The sequence below is a fragment of the Janthinobacterium aestuarii genome, assembly GCF_051380835.1.
Classification (GTDB): Bacteria; Pseudomonadota; Gammaproteobacteria; order Burkholderiales; family Burkholderiaceae_D; genus Janthinobacterium; species Janthinobacterium aestuarii.
This window is the reverse complement of record NZ_JBNYXU010000005.1, coordinates 123664-141260: the sequence shown is the minus strand read 5'-3', so window position 1 is coordinate 141260 and position 17597 is coordinate 123664. Positions and strand designations below refer to the sequence as shown.

The 17597-nt window shown below is 60.0% G+C and carries 18 protein-coding genes; 6 read left to right on the top strand and 12 right to left on the bottom strand.

The features are described 5' to 3' along the window. Nucleotides 1-49 precede the first annotated feature (49 nt). Nucleotides 50-1030 carry a LysR family transcriptional regulator gene (locus ACQ4WO_RS15090; protein ID WP_034752642.1) on the bottom strand — a complete coding sequence of 327 codons (981 nt, stop codon included), beginning with the start codon at nucleotides 1028-1030 and terminating at the stop codon, nucleotides 50-52. Nucleotides 1031-1236: 206 nt separating this feature from the next. Between ACQ4WO_RS15090 and ACQ4WO_RS15085 the strand changes: the two genes are divergently transcribed. Next, complete coding sequence (locus ACQ4WO_RS15085; protein ID WP_034752641.1) at nucleotides 1237-1542, top strand: hypothetical protein; 306 nt, start codon at nucleotides 1237-1239, stop codon at nucleotides 1540-1542. Between the two features lie 60 nt (nucleotides 1543-1602). Here the strand turns inward: ACQ4WO_RS15085 and ACQ4WO_RS15080 are convergent, their stop codons facing one another. The 5 genes from ACQ4WO_RS15080 to ACQ4WO_RS15060 form a co-directional block, all read right to left on the bottom strand. Further along, complete coding sequence (locus ACQ4WO_RS15080; protein ID WP_436482160.1) at nucleotides 1603-2199, bottom strand: chalcone isomerase family protein; 597 nt, start codon at nucleotides 2197-2199, stop codon at nucleotides 1603-1605. A 112-nt stretch (nucleotides 2200-2311) separates the two neighbouring features. Beyond that, nucleotides 2312-2578 (bottom strand): YfhL family 4Fe-4S dicluster ferredoxin, encoded by a 267-nt coding sequence (locus tag ACQ4WO_RS15075; protein WP_034752637.1) that lies wholly within the window; start codon nucleotides 2576-2578, stop codon nucleotides 2312-2314. Between the two features lie 14 nt (nucleotides 2579-2592). Beyond that, nucleotides 2593-3090 (bottom strand): pantetheine-phosphate adenylyltransferase, encoded by a 498-nt coding sequence (gene coaD, locus ACQ4WO_RS15070; protein ID WP_034752633.1) that lies wholly within the window; start codon nucleotides 3088-3090, stop codon nucleotides 2593-2595. Between the two features lie 100 nt (nucleotides 3091-3190). After that, complete coding sequence (gene rsmD / locus ACQ4WO_RS15065; protein WP_436482159.1) at nucleotides 3191-3850, bottom strand: 16S rRNA (guanine(966)-N(2))-methyltransferase RsmD; 660 nt, start codon at nucleotides 3848-3850, stop codon at nucleotides 3191-3193. A gap of 69 nt (nucleotides 3851-3919) precedes the next feature. After that, complete coding sequence (locus ACQ4WO_RS15060; RefSeq protein WP_436482158.1) at nucleotides 3920-4816, bottom strand: DUF6279 family lipoprotein; 897 nt, start codon at nucleotides 4814-4816, stop codon at nucleotides 3920-3922. Nucleotides 4817-4843: 27 nt separating this feature from the next. On the opposite strand from ACQ4WO_RS15060, the gene glmU reads away from it, so the two are divergent. Further along, complete coding sequence (glmU, locus tag ACQ4WO_RS15055) at nucleotides 4844-6220, top strand: bifunctional UDP-N-acetylglucosamine diphosphorylase/glucosamine-1-phosphate N-acetyltransferase GlmU (RefSeq protein ID WP_436482157.1); 1377 nt, start codon at nucleotides 4844-4846, stop codon at nucleotides 6218-6220. A gap of 650 nt (nucleotides 6221-6870) precedes the next feature. Here glmU and ACQ4WO_RS15050 read toward each other — a convergent pair. Further along, nucleotides 6871-7344, bottom strand: coding sequence for an Lrp/AsnC family transcriptional regulator (locus ACQ4WO_RS15050; protein ID WP_436482155.1), 474 nt, complete (start codon nucleotides 7342-7344; stop codon nucleotides 6871-6873). Nucleotides 7345-7505: 161 nt separating this feature from the next. Here ACQ4WO_RS15050 and glmS point away from each other — a divergent pair, with 161 nt between their 5' ends. Next, nucleotides 7506-9335 (top strand): glutamine--fructose-6-phosphate transaminase (isomerizing), encoded by a 1830-nt coding sequence (gene glmS, locus ACQ4WO_RS15045; RefSeq protein WP_128140719.1) that lies wholly within the window; start codon nucleotides 7506-7508, stop codon nucleotides 9333-9335. Nucleotides 9336-9402: 67 nt separating this feature from the next. On the opposite strand, the gene ACQ4WO_RS15040 is transcribed toward glmS, so the two are convergent. Together ACQ4WO_RS15040 and ACQ4WO_RS15035 are read right to left on the bottom strand one after the other, a co-directional pair. Continuing rightward, complete coding sequence (locus ACQ4WO_RS15040; protein WP_436482154.1) at nucleotides 9403-10284, bottom strand: methylenetetrahydrofolate reductase; 882 nt, start codon at nucleotides 10282-10284, stop codon at nucleotides 9403-9405. 4 nt (nucleotides 10285-10288) lie between these two features. Continuing rightward, entirely contained in the window at nucleotides 10289-11188 is a 900-nt protein-coding gene (locus ACQ4WO_RS15035) for a LysR family transcriptional regulator (RefSeq protein ID WP_436482153.1), read from the bottom strand. A gap of 127 nt (nucleotides 11189-11315) precedes the next feature. Between ACQ4WO_RS15035 and msuE the strand changes: the two genes are divergently transcribed. The 3 genes from msuE to ACQ4WO_RS15020 are packed head-to-tail and all read left to right on the top strand — an operon-like array spanning nucleotide 11316 to nucleotide 13986. After that, on the top strand, nucleotides 11316-11897 hold the full coding sequence (gene msuE, locus ACQ4WO_RS15030) for an FMN reductase (protein WP_436482152.1): 582 nt from the start codon (nucleotides 11316-11318) through the stop codon (nucleotides 11895-11897). Nucleotides 11898-11957: 60 nt separating this feature from the next. Beyond that, on the top strand, nucleotides 11958-12935 hold the full coding sequence (locus tag ACQ4WO_RS15025) for a DUF1852 domain-containing protein (RefSeq protein ID WP_436482151.1): 978 nt from the start codon (nucleotides 11958-11960) through the stop codon (nucleotides 12933-12935). 25 nt (nucleotides 12936-12960) lie between these two features. After that, entirely contained in the window at nucleotides 12961-13986 is a 1026-nt protein-coding gene (locus ACQ4WO_RS15020) for a methionine synthase (protein WP_436482150.1), read from the top strand. A 25-nt stretch (nucleotides 13987-14011) separates the two neighbouring features. Here ACQ4WO_RS15020 and ACQ4WO_RS15015 read toward each other — a convergent pair whose 3' ends face one another. From ACQ4WO_RS15015 to ACQ4WO_RS15005, 3 genes are all read right to left on the bottom strand, one after another. Next, entirely contained in the window at nucleotides 14012-15259 is a 1248-nt protein-coding gene (locus ACQ4WO_RS15015; RefSeq protein ID WP_436482149.1) for a type II toxin-antitoxin system HipA family toxin, read from the bottom strand. Further along, nucleotides 15243-15542, bottom strand: a complete 300-nt coding sequence (locus ACQ4WO_RS15010) for a helix-turn-helix domain-containing protein (protein ID WP_436482148.1) — start codon at nucleotides 15540-15542, stop codon at nucleotides 15243-15245. Before ACQ4WO_RS15010 ends, ACQ4WO_RS15015 begins: the two co-directional genes overlap by 17 nt. 187 nt (nucleotides 15543-15729) lie before the next feature. Next, entirely contained in the window at nucleotides 15730-17379 is a 1650-nt protein-coding gene (locus ACQ4WO_RS15005; RefSeq protein WP_436482147.1) for a methyl-accepting chemotaxis protein, read from the bottom strand. Nucleotides 17380-17597 lie beyond the last annotated feature (218 nt).

Here is a 17597-nt window from a genome sequence, read left to right as displayed (position 1 = left end):
AAACGCCTGATGAGAGATCATCAGGCGTTTTTTCTTGTGCAGGCGACGCTTACTCGATATGCGGCTTCGGTGCCACGCCGCCGCCGGCCGCCGTGGCCGTGCGCAGGGTGGGCGTGTTCATGCTTTCCAGATGATTACGCAGCCATTTGTGGGCGGGGCTGCGGGCGTCGCGCTCGTGCCACAGCATGTCCAGGTGGACGGCTGGCAAGGTCAATGGCAAATCCTTGTACAGCAGGGACTCTGTCATGCCCGTCGAGGCGATCAAATGGCGCGGCAAGACCGTGATCAGGTCGGAATTGGCGACCACTCTGCCTGCCGTGAAGAACTGGTTGACCGTCAACAAAATGCGCCGTTCGCGGTGGATCTGCGACAGCGCTTCGTCGATCAAGCCATGCGCGCGGCCGGAAAAGCTCACCAATAAATGGTTTGCCGCGCAGTAGTTATCCAGGGTCAATTCCTTGTCGGCCAGCGGATGGCCGCGCCGCATCACGCATACATACTTGCCGGAATACAGGCGCTCGTGGCGGATCGGCGAACCCGTTTCGCTCGACAATTGCGCCGCCACGCCGGGAAAGAAGCCCACGGCCAGGTCGATATCGCCGCGCAGCAGCATCGGGCGCGGTTCACGAGTGGTCAGCGGCATCATGCGCACGTTGACGCCCGGTGCTTCCCGTTCGATCGAGCGCATCAGCGAGGGCAGCCAGAACGCAGCCGTCGCATCTGCCATCGCCATGCGGAACGTGGCGTGGGTTTTCGACACGTCGAAAGTTTCCGGCGTGACGGCCGCTTCCAGGCTGGCCAGGGCCGAGCGCACGGATGGCCACAGGGCTTCGGCGCGGGGCGTGGGTTTCACGCCGTAGGCCGTGCGGATCAGCAATTCGTCACCGAGGCTCTCGCGCAGGCGTTTGATGGCGTTCGATACCGCCGGCTGCGTCATCGCCAGGTGGCCGGCTGCGCGCGTCAGGTTTTGTTCCGTCATGACGGCGTCGAAAACACGCAGCAAGTTCAGATCCAGCGTCAGAAAACTCATGGAAAGCCCAAGATAAAAGTTGAATTGATTACTTAAAATTGATTACTTAGGAGTGTAAACCGCGCCGGGCACGAATATTTTCACTCGTTAAAAAATATTACAGTTTTCCATTCACGATTCATATAATTGGTATCAAGAAATGGAATTAGATTTATATGTTGCACTGCACTATAGTACTGGCAAATTCTATAATGCACTGGAACACTATGTCTACCTTCGCCTCCGCCCTGTACGCAGTATCCGCACCCGTGCTGGAGATTTCTCTGCTGAACGCCCTGCAACTCGTGCTGGTGATCGTCGCCGTGGGCGCGTTCGCCCTGCTGTTCAAGCCTTTGCTGGTGGGAATCGCCCGCGCCATGATGCTGGTGGTGCGTCCCAAGCTGAGCCGCGAAGAGCGTCTGGCGCGCCAGCAGATGCGCGAAGCGCAAGCCTTGAAGCGCACTTTGGGCAAGATGGATGGCGTGTCGCCAAGCAACGCCGCCGAATTGCGCGCCCTGTCGACACGCGCATAAGCTCGCTGTTACAGATGACAAGCCGGCGCGAGCCGGCTTTTTTTACGCCCGCGTTTTGCTTCAGGCCATGTCACCCAGTAAATGCGCGCGCAACAAGGTGTCGGCAGGATGGGCGCCGATCCAGATTTTCAGCAGCGCATTGTAAAAGGCCAGGTCCGGCACCATGTCGCCCACCTGCTTGCCGTTCAGTTTGCACAACGTTCCCTCTTCCGGCAGCCAGTCCACGGTCAGGATGTCGCCCTTTTTCAGGCCGGGTACCATTTCGAACATGGCGCCGAACTGCATCGTCTGGCTCAGCAGGCGCGTGCGGTCGGCCTGGTCGGAACTGCGCTTCAAGCCTTGCATGAAGGCTTGCCCCAGTTCGTCGGAAGTGATGTCGCGCAGCATGACGATTTCCAGACGGCGCGGTCCGGGCAACATCAGGATGTCGGCCAGCTGGGTTTTCTTTTCCGGCAGGTACAGCGCGATCGTGTAGACCTTGAAGATGACTTTGTAGCGCACGCCGGCGCCGTTGAGTTTCAACTCGCGGCTGGCCAGCTGTACCGTGTCGTCCAGCTTGACGCCGCCCACTTCAACGGCCAGCGCCGTTTGTGCCATGCAGGCGCACAGGCAGGCGGCTGCGAGGGAACGGCCGAAACCGGATGTGCGTATTTGCATCTTCTACCTCCGTGGATACCATGGGCTGTGGATAAGTCAGCACACAGTGTAGAACAGTTGGCAGAAGCTGGCGCCACGCAGAAGTGGTCCAGAAGTGGCGCGGGAGAAAAGCTTAGGTTTTGGCGGCAGGCAGCTCAGCCTGCAGGCGTTCGTACTTGGCCATCAATTGTTCCGGGCTTTCGCGCCAGGCGGGATTGAAGGGGATGCAGCTGACAGGGCACACTTGCTGGCATTGCGGCTCGTCAAAGTGGCCCACGCATTCGGTGCACTTGTTGGGATCGATTTCGTAGATTTCCGCGCCCATGTAGATCGCGTCATTCGGGCACTCGGGCTCGCAAATGTCGCAATTGATGCATTCGTCGGTGATCAGTAATGCCATGATTTCACTCTTACTTATTGCGATGAGGCAGCGTTGGCGGCAATCTTGTTTTGCAGCCAGCGGTTCACCGAGGGGAAGACAAACTTGGAGACGTCGCCGCCCAGCGCCGCGATTTCGCGCACGATGGTGCCCGAAATGAACTGGTACTGGTCGGACGGCGTTAGGAACATGGTTTCGACATCGGGCAGCAGATAGCGGTTCATGCCCGCCATCTGGAATTCGTATTCGAAGTCGGAAACGGCGCGCAAGCCGCGCACGATGACTCTAGCTTCATGCTTGCGCACGAAATCCTTGAGCAAGCCGGAAAAGCTTTCCACTTGCACGTTTGGATAGTGGCCAAGCACTTCGTTGGCGATTTCCAGGCGTTCGTCGAGCGAGAAAAACGGTTGCTTGTTCTTGCTGTCGGCCACACCGACGATCAGCTTGTCAAACAGACCCGATGCGCGGCGCACCAAATCTTCATGACCGCGCGTGAGCGGATCGAATGTTCCTGGATAAACGGCTACAACCATTGCGGCTCCCTGACGATGCACCAATATAGACGCGCATTATGCCTGAAATTGGTGCTACGCCTCGGGCCAGGGAGCCTTTTTGCCTTATTTATAGGCAGATTCAGGCAGTTGCCGGCACTTTGTTGTAAGTTAGCAAATGATAATAAACGGTGCCCGCTTTGTCGGCACGGATGACTTCCCACGGCGCCATCCACTCAGGTTTTTCCAGTGCACTGGTTTCATCGAAGACCAGCGGCAAGCCCGACTCCGCGTACACCATGCCGCCTTCCTTGAGCAGGTTGGCGCACAGAGGCAACACTTTCGCCAGGAAATCCTGCTGGTAGGGCGGATCGAGGAAGATCAGGTCGAAACGCTGGCCGCGCGCTGCCAGGCCTTGCGCCGTCAGCAGGGCGTCGCCGCGCAGCAGTTGCACATTGTCGGCACGCAATTTCGTCTTGTTCTCTTCCAGCTGGCGGATCACGGGCGTGTGCGTGTCGACCATGGTGACGGAGGCGGCGCCGCGGCTGGCCGCTTCAAAACCGAGCGCGCCGCTGCCGGCGAACAGGTCTAGTACCTGGGCGTTGGCCCAGTCGCCGTCGCGCAAGTGATTGATCCAGTTAAATACGGTTTCGCGCACGCGGTCCGGTGTCGGGCGCAAGCCCAGTGCCTGCAAAACAGGCAGCACGGAGCGTTTCCACTGGCCGCCGATGATGCGCACCTGGTTCGGTGGCGGCGCGTGATGGACGGGGACTTTGGCGGGTTTTTTAATCTTCTTTTGCATGGGGATTTCTTCAATTCGATGGCGGCCACTATAGCATATGGCCCCCTCCCCCCTGCTGGCGCTGCCCCGCTATTTGGGTTGTGTGGCCAGGGAATTGAAATCGTCGATCCAGCCCTGCATGCGCTTGACGGCGTGGGCCTTTTGCGCCGGCGTGGCGATCTTTATCACCGTCAAGACCATCTGCGCCGTGCTGCTTTCGTAGGCATCAAAGAAGGCCTTGCGCTCCGAATGTTCGAGGCGCTCGAAACTGTCCTTGATCAGGGTCGTGATCAAGACCACGGTGGCGTCCTTGCCGAGTTTTTCCTGGTGGACTTTCTTGACCAGATTCAACACATTCTGCTGGCGCCGCATGCGTTCATCGAGCCAGATCTCATTGTTCAGCGGACGCGCGTCGGACGCCTTGCGGATGATGGCTTCCTGCTCGCTGCTGAAGCTGCCGAACCATAGTTCGAATTGCTCCATGGCTTTCTTGTAGCGCAGTTGCTGGCGCTTCTCCTGGTCGCCGCTCAGATATTTCTTGCGGTAATCATCATTGTTCGACTTGAACTTCTTTTCCATTTGCGCGATCTGCTCGGGTTTGAGCGAACGGGCCAGGTCGGCCAGTTCGGGTGCCGCCTTCAGCAGCAGCGCCTGGGTGCGCTGCTTGATTTCGCTGTAATCGGCCATCAGGTCCGGCTGCGTGATATTGCCTTGCAGCTGCTTCTGGCCCGTGCGCAGGATTTCCACGTAATCCTTCAATTGCGTCTTGCGGTGCCAGTCGAACAGCTTGTCGATATCCTCGCGCACCCAGCCTTTCTGGTCGCGGTCCAGGTCGACATACGCGTTCAGCCACCAGTACAGCACGGTATCGCCATTGTTGTAGGCCAGGCGCAAGCCGCTGCAGCCGGCCATGACGACGAGCATGATGGCCAGCACGGCGTAACGAAAGCGGCTGGAGAACGAGACCTGCGTGTTAAACTTTTTCATATTCTTAACTTATAAAAATTACGGTCTATGAACGTTGTCATTCTCGCTGCCGGTATGGGCAAACGCATGCAGTCGGCACTGCCCAAGGTATTGCACCCGTTGGCGGGCAAGCCATTGTTGTCGCACGTCATCGACACGGCGCGCGGCCTGGCGCCGTCCCGATTATGCGTGATTTACGGGCATGGGGGCGCAGCGGTGCTGAAGTTGCTCGACGGCTACAAGGTGAACCATGCCGTGCAGATCGATGCCGCTGAGCAGGCGCAGCAGCTGGGCACCGGCCATGCCGTCCAGCAAGCGCTGCCTTTGCTGGACGACAGTGTGCCGACCCTGATCCTGTACGGCGACGTGCCGCTGACCAGCGCTGTTTCCCTGCAGCAACTGATGGATGCGGCTGGCAACGATAAGCTGGCCATCTTGACCGTGGAACAGGACGATCCTTTCGGCCTGGGCCGCATCGTGCGCGAGAACGGCGCCATCGTGCGCATCGTCGAGGAAAAAGATGCCACGCCAGCAGAGCGCGCCATCCAGGAAATCAACAGCGGCATCATGGTCGCGCCCACCGTGCAACTGAAGCAATGGCTGTCGGCCTTGTCGAATGACAATGCGCAAGGGGAATACTATCTGACCGATATCGTTGCCCAGGCCGTCGCCGACGGCGTGGCCGTCACCTCCGCCCATCCGGCTGCCGTGTGGGAAGTGGCGGGTGTCAACAGCAAGGTGCAGCTGGCCCAGCTGGAACGCATCCACCAGAACAATATCGCGCAAGCGTTGCTCGAGCGGGGCGTGACCCTGTTTGACCCGGCCCGCATCGACGTGCGCGGCGAACTTATTTGCGGCCGCGATGTCACCATCGACGTCGGCTGCGTGTTCGAAGGCAGAGTCGAACTGGGCGATGGCGTGCGCGTGGGCGCCAACAACGTCTTCATCAATGCCACGGTGGCGGCTGGCGCGCACATCAAGCCCTTCTGCCATATCGAGGAGGCCGTCGTCGGCGCTGCTTCCATCATCGGCCCGTACGCACGCCTGCGTCCAGGCACGGTCCTGGCGGAAGACGTGCACATCGGTAACTTCGTCGAAGTGAAAAACAGCCAGATCGCCGCGCACAGCAAGGCGAATCACCTGGCCTACATCGGCGACGCCACCATCGGCTCGAAGGTCAACATTGGCGCCGGCACGATTACCTGCAACTATGACGGCGTGAACAAGTTCCGCACGGTGATTGAAGACGACGCTTTCATTGGCAGCGACAGCCAGCTGATCGCGCCCGTCACCGTCGGCAAAGGCGCTACCCTGGGCGCCGGCACGACCTTGTCGAAAGATGCGCCGGCGGGCAAGCTGACCGTTTCGCGCGCGCGCCAGGTCACCATTGACGGCTGGACGCGCCCCGTGAAAATCAAGAAATAAGCGCGCCTTCCTCGGTACGCATGACGCCGTCAGCCTGTCCGGGCCGGCGGCGTTTTTTTATACCTGTGGATAATCCTGTGGAGAGTTGGCTGACAACCCGGGATAAGTTCTGCCACTTTCCCCATCCCGTATTTTCTCCGTATTGTTGTGTGTGGATAAGCATGTGAACAAGCATGCGGACAAGTGATGGATAAGCCCGGTATAAGCTGCGTATAAATGGTAAAAAACCTGTGGAAAAGACGGGATAAGTTTTCTGGTCCAGCTTGCCGCTCCAGCGTACAAGCCAGTCTGGGCAGACTGAAAAAGCATCACCGATTTTTTGCTTGCCTGGACTGTGGGTAAGCTTGTGTGCAATCTACGGATAAGTGATGAATAACTTATAACTCATTGTATTGTAAGGGTATTCAAGAGTTATTCGTAAGTGTGGGCTGTGGGTAAAGCTGTGCAAAAGCCTGTGATTAAAGCGTGGGTAAGCGATGGATAAGCCGGGATAAGTTTTGCCCGGCAGCCGATCTGCATTTATTCAGAGGCCTCCTGCGAGGCCCGATGTGGCAGCCGTAGAAATCCGTGATTTTTATACTGTGGATAAACTTGTGTATAAGCATGCGGAAAAGTGAGGATAAGCAGGGATAACTTTCTGCCAGCCTGCTTCACACCGCGATGCGCGTCTCGAATTTGCTGCGGAACGTGGAAAAATAGCTTTTCACGTTGCGCACATTCGCGTGCGCGGCAAACAGGCGGTGCGCCAGCGCGTGGTAGGCGGGCATGTCGGCCACCTGCACCATCAGCACGAAGTCTGGCCCGGGCGAGACGCGGTAGCATTGCAGCACAGCCGCTTCCTGCGCCACCAGTTGCTCGAATTCCGCCATGCGCTCGGCCGCCTGCACGTCGAGCGTGATTTCCACGATGGCAGTCAGGCGCGCGCCCACCAACTGCGGCGCGACGATGGCCACTTGCCGCTCGATGACGCCGCTTTCCCGTAAATGCTTGACCCGCCGCAAACACGTGGGCGCCGAGACGTGCACCGCTAGCGCCAGTTCACTGTTGGTTTGCGATGCATCAATTTGCAAGGCGTTCAGGATGCGACGATCGATTTCGTCGAGGGTAATGTTGTCTTCGCTCATGGTCTTGAAAAATTAGAAAATATATCGAGTATAAATGAAATAATATTTCATGAAAAAATAGAAGTGAAATATTCAGTCAAATATATATAGATTTAGAAAGCATATTTCATGCACTCTGCATTAGCATGCATGCATTGATTAAATTTTAGACAGAGGTTTCCATGTGCGGCATCGTCGGCGCGGTAGCGCAACGTAATATCACTCCCATCCTGGTCGAAGGCTTGAAGCGCCTGGAATACCGCGGCTACGATTCCTGCGGCATCGCCCTGCATGCGGATGGCCGTTTGCAGCGTTCGCGCTCCACCTCGCGCGTGGCCGAGCTGGAAAAGCAGATCGGCGAAGAAGGCTTGAGCGGTTTTACGGGCATCGCCCACACGCGCTGGGCCACGCATGGCGCCCCTGTCTCCTTCAATGCCCACCCGCACTTTTCCCCAACGGAGGAAAACGCCCGCGTGGCGCTGGTGCATAACGGCATCATCGAAAATCACGACGAACTGCGTGCCGAACTGACGGCCTTGGGTTACGTCTTCCAGAGCCAGACGGACACGGAAGTGATCGCCCACCTGGTCGAGCACATGTACAACGGCGACCTGTTCGAGACCGTGCAGCAGGCCGTGAAACGCCTCGACGGCGCGTATGCGATCGCCGTGTTCTGCCGCGACGAACCGCACCGCGTGGTCGCCGCGCGCCAGGGTTCGCCCCTGATCGTCGGCCTGGGCAATGGTGAAAACTTTGTCGCGTCCGACGCCATGGCCCTGGCCGGCACGACGGACCAGATCATCTACCTGGAAGAAGGCGACGTGGTCGACCTGCAACTGTCGCGCTGCTGGATCGTCGACGTCGATGGCAAGCCCGTCGAGCGCGAAGTGAAAACCGTGCATGCGCACACGGGCGCAGCCGAGCTGGGCCCGTACCGCCACTACATGCAGAAGGAAATCTTCGAGCAGCCGCGCGCCATCGGCGACACCTTGGAAGGTGTGACGGGCATCATGCCGGAACTGTTCGGCGACGACGCTTATAAAATCTTCAAGCAGATCGACCGCGTGCTGATCCTGGCTTGCGGCACCAGCTCGTACGCGGGCATGACGGCGAAATACTGGATCGAGTCGATCGCCAAGGTACCCGTCAGCGTGGAAGTGGCCAGCGAATACCGCTACCGCGACAGCGTGCCGCACCCGAACACGCTGGTGGTGACCATTTCGCAAAGCGGCGAAACGGCCGACACCCTGGCCGCGCTGAAACATGCGCGCAGCCTGGGCATGCAGCATACCTTGACCATCTGCAACGTGGCCACCAGCGCCATGGTGCGCGAATGCGCGCTGGCCTACATCACGCGCGCCGGCGTGGAAGTGGGCGTGGCATCCACCAAAGCGTTCACGACACAGCTGGCCGGCTTGTTCCTGCTGACCCTGTGCCTGGCGCAAGTCAATGGCCACCTGTCCGAAGAACAGGAAGCGGCGCACCTGAAAGCCATGCGCCACCTGCCCGTCGCCATCGCGTCCGTGCTGGCGCTGGAACCGCAAATCATCGCCTGGTCCGAAGAATTCGCGCGCAAGGAAAACGCCCTCTTCCTCGGTCGCGGCATGCACTATCCGATCGCCCTGGAAGGCGCCTTGAAGCTGAAGGAAATCTCGTACATCCACGCCGAAGCGTATCCGGCCGGTGAGCTGAAACATGGCCCGCTGGCCCTGGTAACGAATGAAATGCCGGTCGTCACCATCGCGCCAAACGACGCCCTGATCGAAAAGCTGAAATCGAACATGCAGGAAGTGCGCGCCCGCGGCGGCCAGCTGTACGTCTTCGCCGACGTCGATTCGCGCATCAGCTCCGGCGAAGGCCTGCACGTCATCCGCCTGCCCGAGCACTACGGCGATCTGTCGCCGATCCTGCACGTGGTCGCGCTGCAATTGCTGGCGTATCACACTGCGCTTGCGCGCGGCACGGACGTGGACAAGCCACGCAATCTGGCCAAGTCGGTGACGGTGGAGTAAGCAGGGCGGATGGTGCCTTTCTCTGGTGGCGCGACGCTGCCAGAGAGGCGGTCGTCGCACAGGATGCTCAAGGGCCTGGGTCGGTACGAGCACGGTACTGCTCTATCCACTTCACCGACTGTGCGATGCCGCCAAAGGGAAAGAAATGCAGGCTGACCTTGCCATGCGCTGCTGTCAGGCCGGCGGCCAGGCGCTCGACAAACAGATCGGGTCCCGCCGTGCCGAACAGCTTGCCGATGGAGACGCCGTACTTGGACCACATCGATGCGCAGGCGCCCACGCCGCACACTGCGGCATAGCGCGTCAGCACGGCGATGCTTGCGGGGCCCGGCACGCCCACGCGCACGGGATGGGTTATGCCGCGCGCGCGCAGGGCTTGCAACCACGTCAACACGATGTCGGCATCAAACGCAAACTGGGTGACGATCAAGGGCGTCATGCCATGCATCTCGATGCTGTGGCACTTGCGTTCAAGCACCTCCCACTGCTCAGCCTTGCTCATCACCGGATGGCCTTCCGGGTGGCCACCCACGCCGATCACCTTCATACCCGCGCGCTCGAAAACGCCTGTGTCGATCAGCGCGGAACTATCGGAAAACGGCCCCATCGGTGTGGGTGGATCGCCAGCGATGACGAAGCAGCGCCCGACTCCCGCTTCGGCGGCCGCGCGCTGGACGAAGGACTCGAATCCGGCGAGCGAAGCGATACGGCGCGCGGACAAGTGCGGCATGGGCTCAAAGCCGAGGCTGCGCACGGCCCGTGCCGCGGCCAGCCGCGCGTCGTCGTCCTCGCGTGCCAAGTAGGGAATGGCAATGGTGGACCCGGGCAATATCCGCGGCGCCGCCGCGCTCATTGCAGCAATGTCCTTCGTACTGGCTTCCAGGGAATAGGCGTGCGTGATGTTGCCAGCGGGCCAGGGCTGAGCGGGATGCATCAAGGGGCTGACCATAGCTTCACTGCGCATGAGCGATGGCAGGCTGGCGGGCCAGTGCGATGAAGGCCTTGACGTAGTCGATGGCGGTGTCCGTCTCGCGTGCGCCCAGGAAGATCTGCTTGGCGATGCCGCGTGCGCCCAGCCGCACAGGCACGACGTCCATCTTGGCCGCGTATTCCTCGACCAGCCAGCGCGGCAGGGCGGCTACGCCACGGCCGCTGGCCACCATCTGCAGCATGATGTCGGTCGTTTCGATGGCTTTGTGGCGCTTGGGCGTGACGCCGGCCGGCAACAGGAACTGGTTGTAGATGTCCAGGCGCTCGATGTCCACGGGGTAGCTGATCAGCACTTCCTGCGTCAGTTGCTGGGGCTTCACATAGGCCGCCGACGCCAGGGCATGGCCCTTGGCCACGACGAGCACCTGCTCGTAGTCGAACACGGGTTCGAATGTCAGCCCCGGCTTGTACAGCGGGTCGGGCGTGACCAGCAGGTCGATCTCGTAGCCGAAGAGCGCGCCGATCCCGCCGAACTGGAACTTCTGCTTGACGTCGACATCCACGTCGGGCCACGCGGCCAGATAGGGGGACACCACTTTGAGCAGCCACTGGTAGCAAGGATGGCATTCCATGCCGATGCGCAACGCGCCGCGCTCACCCTGCGCGAACTGGCCCAGGCGCTCTTCGGCCAGGTCCAGTTGCGGCAGCACCCGGTTCGCCACCGCCAGCAAATACTGGCCGGCCTGCGTCAGGCGCAGGTTGCGCCCTTCGCGCAGCCAGACGTCGGTGCCCAGTTGCTGCTCCAGCTTCTTCATGCTGTGGCTCAAGGCCGACTGGGTCAGGTTCAGCACGCCTGCGGCGGCCGTCAAGGACCCTTGTTTCTCGACTTGCTGGACGATGCTGAGGTGGATACGTTCAAGCATTGAAATGAGCCATATTCATGGATGTATGAAATAAGACCATTATACTTCATCGATACCCCCCGTTATCATCCATCCTCTTGCTGCTGGCATTCTTCGCCCTCGCGCATCACTCCCTATGAAAGCAAACATGACACGTCCACTTCGCTTAGTCGCCGTTTCCGGCGGGCTGCAACGCCCTTCCAAGGCTGCCGCCCTGGCCGAGCACCTGATGGACCTGATCGCTGAGGAAGTGCTGTGCGAACAGCGCCTGGTCGAACTGGGCCAGCTCGCGCCGCAGCTGGCCGGCGCAACCTGGCGCTCCCATCTGCCCGAGACGGTGGAGCGGGAACTTGCGGCGGTCGAGCAAGCGGACATCCTGGTGGTGGCAACCCCGGTCTTCCGCGGCTCGTACACGGGCCTGTTCAAGCACTTCTTCGACTTCATTGACCAGGATGCCTTGATCGACAAGCCCGTCTTGCTGGCGGCCACCGGCGGCAGCGAGCGCCATGCCCTGATGATCGACCACCAGTTGCGGCCGCTCTTCAGCTTCTTCCAGGCACGCACATTGCCGCTGGGCGTCTACGCGACCGACAAGGACTTTACCGACTACCGCCTGCAGGACGAGGCCCTGATCCAGCGCGCCACCTTGGCGGTGCAACGGGCATTGCCCTTGATCGGCTTGACGCGCCATGCGAGATCCGCCACCGCTGAAGAGCTGGTCGCGGCCTGATACGCATCACCACGGTCAATCAACATATTCACCTTTTCGCAGACATCAGGACAGATCACCATGAGCAAAGATTTTGTATTCAGCATCAAGAGCATTGTTTTCGATGAAAACTATCACCCATCGGACAGCACGCGCCTGACGACCAATTTTGCCAATCTGGCCAGAGGAGAGCGTCGCCAGGAGAACTTGCGCAACACCCTGAAAATGATCGACAGCCGCTTCAACAACCTGGCGCATTGGGACAACCCGAAGGCAGACCGCTACTCCGTCGAGCTTGAAATTATTTCCGTCGCGTTGAATATCGATGCCGAAGGCGACAATATTCCACTGATCGAGATATTGAAGCCGAACATCATCGACAAAAAAACCAATGAGCGCATCGATGGCATCGCCGGGAATAACTTCTCCTCCTACGTGCGCGATTACGACTTCAGCGTGCTGCTGCCAGAGCACAACAATAATAAATCCACGTTTGGCACGCCGGACAATTTCGGCGATTTCCATGGCAAGCTGTTCAAGCACTTTGTCAGGTCAGACACCTATAAAGCGCACTTCAGCAAGCCGCCGGTGATCTGTATCAGTGCCTCGAGCAGCAAAACCTATCAACGCACTGAAAACCAGCATCCCATCCTGGGTGTCGAGTACCAACAAAATGAGTTCTCGTCGACGGATGAATATTTCGAAAAGATGGGGATGCAGGTGCGCTACTTCATGCCGCCGAACAGCTCCGCGCCGCTGGCTTTCTACTTTATCGGCGACCTGCTGGCCGACTACAGCAATCTTGAACTGATCGGTACCATCAGCACGATGGAAACGTTCCAAAAGATCTACCGGCCCGAAATTTACAACGCCAATTCCGCGGCGGGGAAGTTGTATCAGCCCAGCCTGAAGAACCAGGATTACTCATTGACGCAAATTGTCTATGACCGGGAAGAGCGCAGCCAGCTGGCGGTCAAGCAAGGCAAATACACAGAAGAGCACTTCATCAAGCCCTACCAGAATGTTCTTGAACAATGGGCTGCGAATTACGCGCTCTGATCTAAAATAAACGAAAGCATTCATCATGAAAAAATTATTGCCTACTTCCACTGCCGGCAGCTTGCCCAAACCTTCCTGGCTGGCACAGCCTGAAAAACTGTGGTCGCCGTGGAAATTACAGGACGAGGAATTGATCGAGGGCAAACAGGATGCTCTGCGTTTGTCGCTGCAGGAACAGCAGCAGGCAGGCATCGATATCGTCAGTGACGGCGAGCAAACCCGCCAGCATTTCGTCACCACATTTATCGAGCATCTGAGCGGCGTGGATTTTGACAAACGCGAGACCGTCAGGATCCGCGACCGCTACGATGCGAGCGTGCCGACCGTCGTGGGCGCCGTGAGCCGCCCGAAGCCGGTTTTTGTAGAAGACGCCAAGTTTTTACGCCAGCAAACCAGCCAGCCGATCAAATGGGCCCTGCCAGGTCCGATGACGATGATCGATACGCTGTATGACAGCCACTACAAGAGCCGTGAAAAACTGGCTTGGGAATTCGCCAAGATCCTCAATCAGGAAGCGAGGGAACTGGAGGCGGCCGGCGTCGACATCATCCAGTTTGACGAACCCGCATTCAATGTCTTCTTTGATGAGGTCAATGACTGGGGGATTGCCACCCTGGAAAGGGCGATCGAAGGACTCAAGTGCGAAACCGCCGTCCATATTTGCTACGGCTACGGCATCAAGGCCAATACGGACTGGAAAAATACGCTGGGGTCCGAATGGCGCCAATATGAAGAGTCTTTCCCGAAGCTGCAGAAATCGAATATCGACATCATCTCGCTGGAATGCCACAACTCGCGTGTGCCCATCGACCTGATTGAACTCATTCGTGGCAAAAAAGTGATGGTCGGCGCCATCGACGTGGCCAGCAATACGATTGAAACGCCGGAGGAAGTCGCCAACACCCTGCGCAAAGCGCTGCGCTTTGTCGATGCCGACAAACTCTACCCGAGCACCAACTGCGGCATGGCGCCCCTGGCGCGCCGGGTAGCAAGAGGCAAATTGAATGCGCTCAGCGCAGGTGCGGAAATCATCCGGGGAGAGCTTTCCTAGCCGGCTGGTGAAGTTACGCCTGCGCCTAAGCCAGGCGCAGCAGCATTGTCCGCAAGCGCTCCGCCATCCGTGCCCGCAAGGCTGCGTTCAGCAGCGGCGCCACCTGCGCAAAAGCTTTGTCGATGCGCGCCAGCAGGGTATCGACATAATCTTCCGCCTGCCCGCGTGTGGCGAAACCGAAACGGGTCACATCGCGCAGCATGGCGTCGCGCGTGATGTCGCGGCGGCCTGCGCTCACTTGCATGACCAGCGCTGGCGGGTCGTCTTCCGTATCCGGCACGACATCGAAGGCGGGCGAGAGGCGCCAGCGTTGTTCGTCCAGGTCGAACAGCACGGCGTGGTTGCGCGGATGGTCGTCGTTGTTGCCGACGACGCCGTTGAAGACCATGCGGCCGAACAGTTCGATGCCGTCTTCCGGCGGTGCGCCGATGCGCCGCAGTTCTTCGGCCAGGCGGGGATAGCTGGCGCCATCGCTGTCGGCCGCTTCCACCGGCGGATATTGCACTTGCAGCAGCGAGGCGGCGCTGGCCGTCATGATGCGCCGCGCGCCGCGCCGGTCGTAGCGCAAGATGCGCACCACGCTGCGCTCGGCCGTCAAGGCATGGTGGCGCGTGTCGGCGAAACGCAGGCCGGCCGCCCTGCCCCATTGCATCGTCGCGTGTTCCAGCAGCGCCAGGTCGACCGTATCGGTCATCAGGCCCGGTTTCACCAGCCAGTAATCATTGCCGTCCTGCACCGTTGCCTTGGGGCGCGCGCCGCCCATGCTGGGGGTGGCGAACAGGCGCTTGCGCAGGGGCGCATGGACGGCTGGCCGGCTTTCAGCAATCGCAAGCACTTCCTGCACCAGCGCATCCAGGTGATGCAGTCTGGGGCTGGCCAGTTGCGCTATGTTCGGTTTGGGCGTGTCACCCACGGCCAGCGCACCCCAGCGGTCGCCGTTGCCCGACAGACGCAAGAACTGGATCGCCGTGGCTTTTTCGCTCAGCTGGTGTTCGCGGCGTATCAGCATCTGTCCCCAGGAATCGGGACTGGCGTCGCGCAGCACGTCATGCAGGCCGCCATAGCGGCGCGCCAGGTGTTCCATGCCGGGAATGAAGGGCAGATTGACGGGATCGATGGCCCAGGACAAGCCTGCATCGGCATAGCTGGGCGCGTACAGAAAGCTGCCGATGCCGGTGCGCGCATCGAGCACATAGCGGCCGGCCACCACCCATTCGCCGTTGTCGGGCCGTTGCAGATAGACAAACAGGGGACGGCTAGAAGTAGCCATCATCACCCTCGTTCAAAGTGGGGCGGCTGCGGATGTTGGCGCTGTCCATTTGCCACAGCGCCGCGTCGGGTTCCGGCGCCGTGATGGCAAGAATGCCGAGCACGTGGAAGGCGGCCAGGAACAGGCCCACGTTGACGGACGCCTCGCCCCGTTCCATGCGCTGCAAGGTGGGGTGCGAAATGTCGAGGCGGGCGCACAGGTCGCGTGCCGTGATGTTTTGCCGCACCCGCTGCTTGCGCACGCACTGGCCCCATATCCTGAGCCGCTCGTTGACGAGCGTCGGCATGGCATCTTCCGGGCGGGCACGTTTTGTCATGATTGGGAAGTGAACATGGAGGTGAACATATTTTTTATATTGTAGTCCTTAATTGAAAGGATATGAGCGTAATAGTTAATCTTTAAGGCAAACATAAAATTGAATTTAATGTCAATAAATTCAATCTTATGTTCATGTGATCCGTCGTCGCGCTATTCTAGAATTCCTCCCACTGAGCCGGCGCGGCTGTCACGGCCATGCGCATTGCCGTGCCGGCCGCTGGCCGCGCGGCAGGTGTTGGCAAGGTCGCCGCTGGCACGCCGCCCAGTTTAAATGCGCTCACCACCTGCGCCAGGGTCGCCGCCTGCTCCTGCATGGCCGCCGCAGCGGCCGCCGATTCTTCCACCAGGGCCGCGTTTTGCTGGGTGACGTTGTCCATCTCGCTGATGGCCTGGTTGATTTGCTCGATGCCGGCCGTCTGTTCCGCGCTGGCCGAGGTGATTTCTTCCATGATGTCGGTAACGCGGCGCACGCTGTCGACCATGTCGGTCATGGTGTTGCCGGCTTGATGCACGAGCTCGCTGCCGGCCGCCACGCTTTGGGTCGAGTCGTCGATCAGGGTCTTGATTTCCTTGGCCGCGGCAGCCGAGCGGTGCGCCAGGCTGCGCACTTCCGTGGCCACGACGGCAAAGCCGCGGCCCTGCTCGCCTGCGCGCGCCGCTTCCACGGCCGCGTTCAAGGCCAGAATGTTGGTCTGGAAGGCGATGCCATCGATGACGCCGATGATGTCGGCGATCTTGTTCGACGAGGCGTCGATTTGCCGCATGGTCGCCACCACTTGCGCGATGACGGCGCCGCCGCGCTGCGCCACGCTGGAGGCCGTGTCCGCCAGCACATGCGCCTGGCGCGCATTGTCGGCATTCTGCTTGACGGTCGAGGTCAGCTCTTCCATGGAAGAGGCGGTCTCTTCCAGCGAGCTGGCTTGCTGCTCCGTGCGCGCAGACAGGTCCAGGCTGCCCGCCGCCACTTCGGACGAGGCCGAGGCGATCGTTTCCGTGCCGGCGCGCACCGTGCCCACCGTTTGCGCCAGGTTGTCGTTCATGCGCTTGAGCGCCTGCAACAGTTGCCCCATTTCATCGCGCGACTGCACCGTGATCTGGCTGCGCAAATCGCCTGCGGCCACCGTGTTGGCCACCTGCAGCGCCGTGGCGACGGGGCCGGTGATCGAGCGCGTGATGCCATACGCCAGCGCCGCCGCGATGGCCAGTGCCGCCAGCGACATGCCGATCAGCAAGGTGCGCGTGTTGGCATAGGTCGCATTGGCATTGTCGCCCGCCGTGTTGGCCAGGGTGTTTTGCAAGCTGATCTGTTCAGCAATCAATTGCTTGTAGACGAGCAAGACGGGGCGCAACTGGCCGTACAGGTAGGCGCTGCTGTCGTCCGGCGTGCCGCTCCTGATCAGTTCCAGCAAGGTCTCCTGCCCCTGCGCGTAGCGCGTGTTGGCGTCGTTCATCTTGGCCATCAGCGCGCGTTCACGGTCCGAATCGAGCATGTTCGCGAGCTTGCCGAGATTGCCGGCCGCCGCCTGGCGCGCGGCCAGGATGGCGTCCGTTTGCTTGCGCTGGTCGGCCGGATCGGCGCTGAGCATCATGTTGCGCAGGGCAATGGCGATGTCGTTGATGTTGGCCGATACGCTGTTGGCGAGCTCGATCTTCGGCATGCTGTCATGCACGATATGGCCGGTGCCCTGGTTGATCTTGCCCAGCATGGCAATGCCCAGGCAGGAGATGATGATCAGCATGGCGCCGATGGCGCCAAAGCCCACGGCGAGGCGGGTGCCGATGGTCAGGTTGGATAAAAACTTCATGGCGGTCTCAATACGGAGGGAATGGTCAAAAGGTCGGCGGCTGCGGATTGGGGGCCGCGCCGCCAAGCGGAGGACGATCCTAGACCTTTTTATGTGATATTTCCATAGGGCAATATGCCTAGTCGCGCCCTTGAATGCACGCCGGTTCCGCCTGTTCTGCGGCTTGCGCGTGTTTTCAGCTATATTGGCAGGCACCCGCCGGGCGGCAGGCCATGACC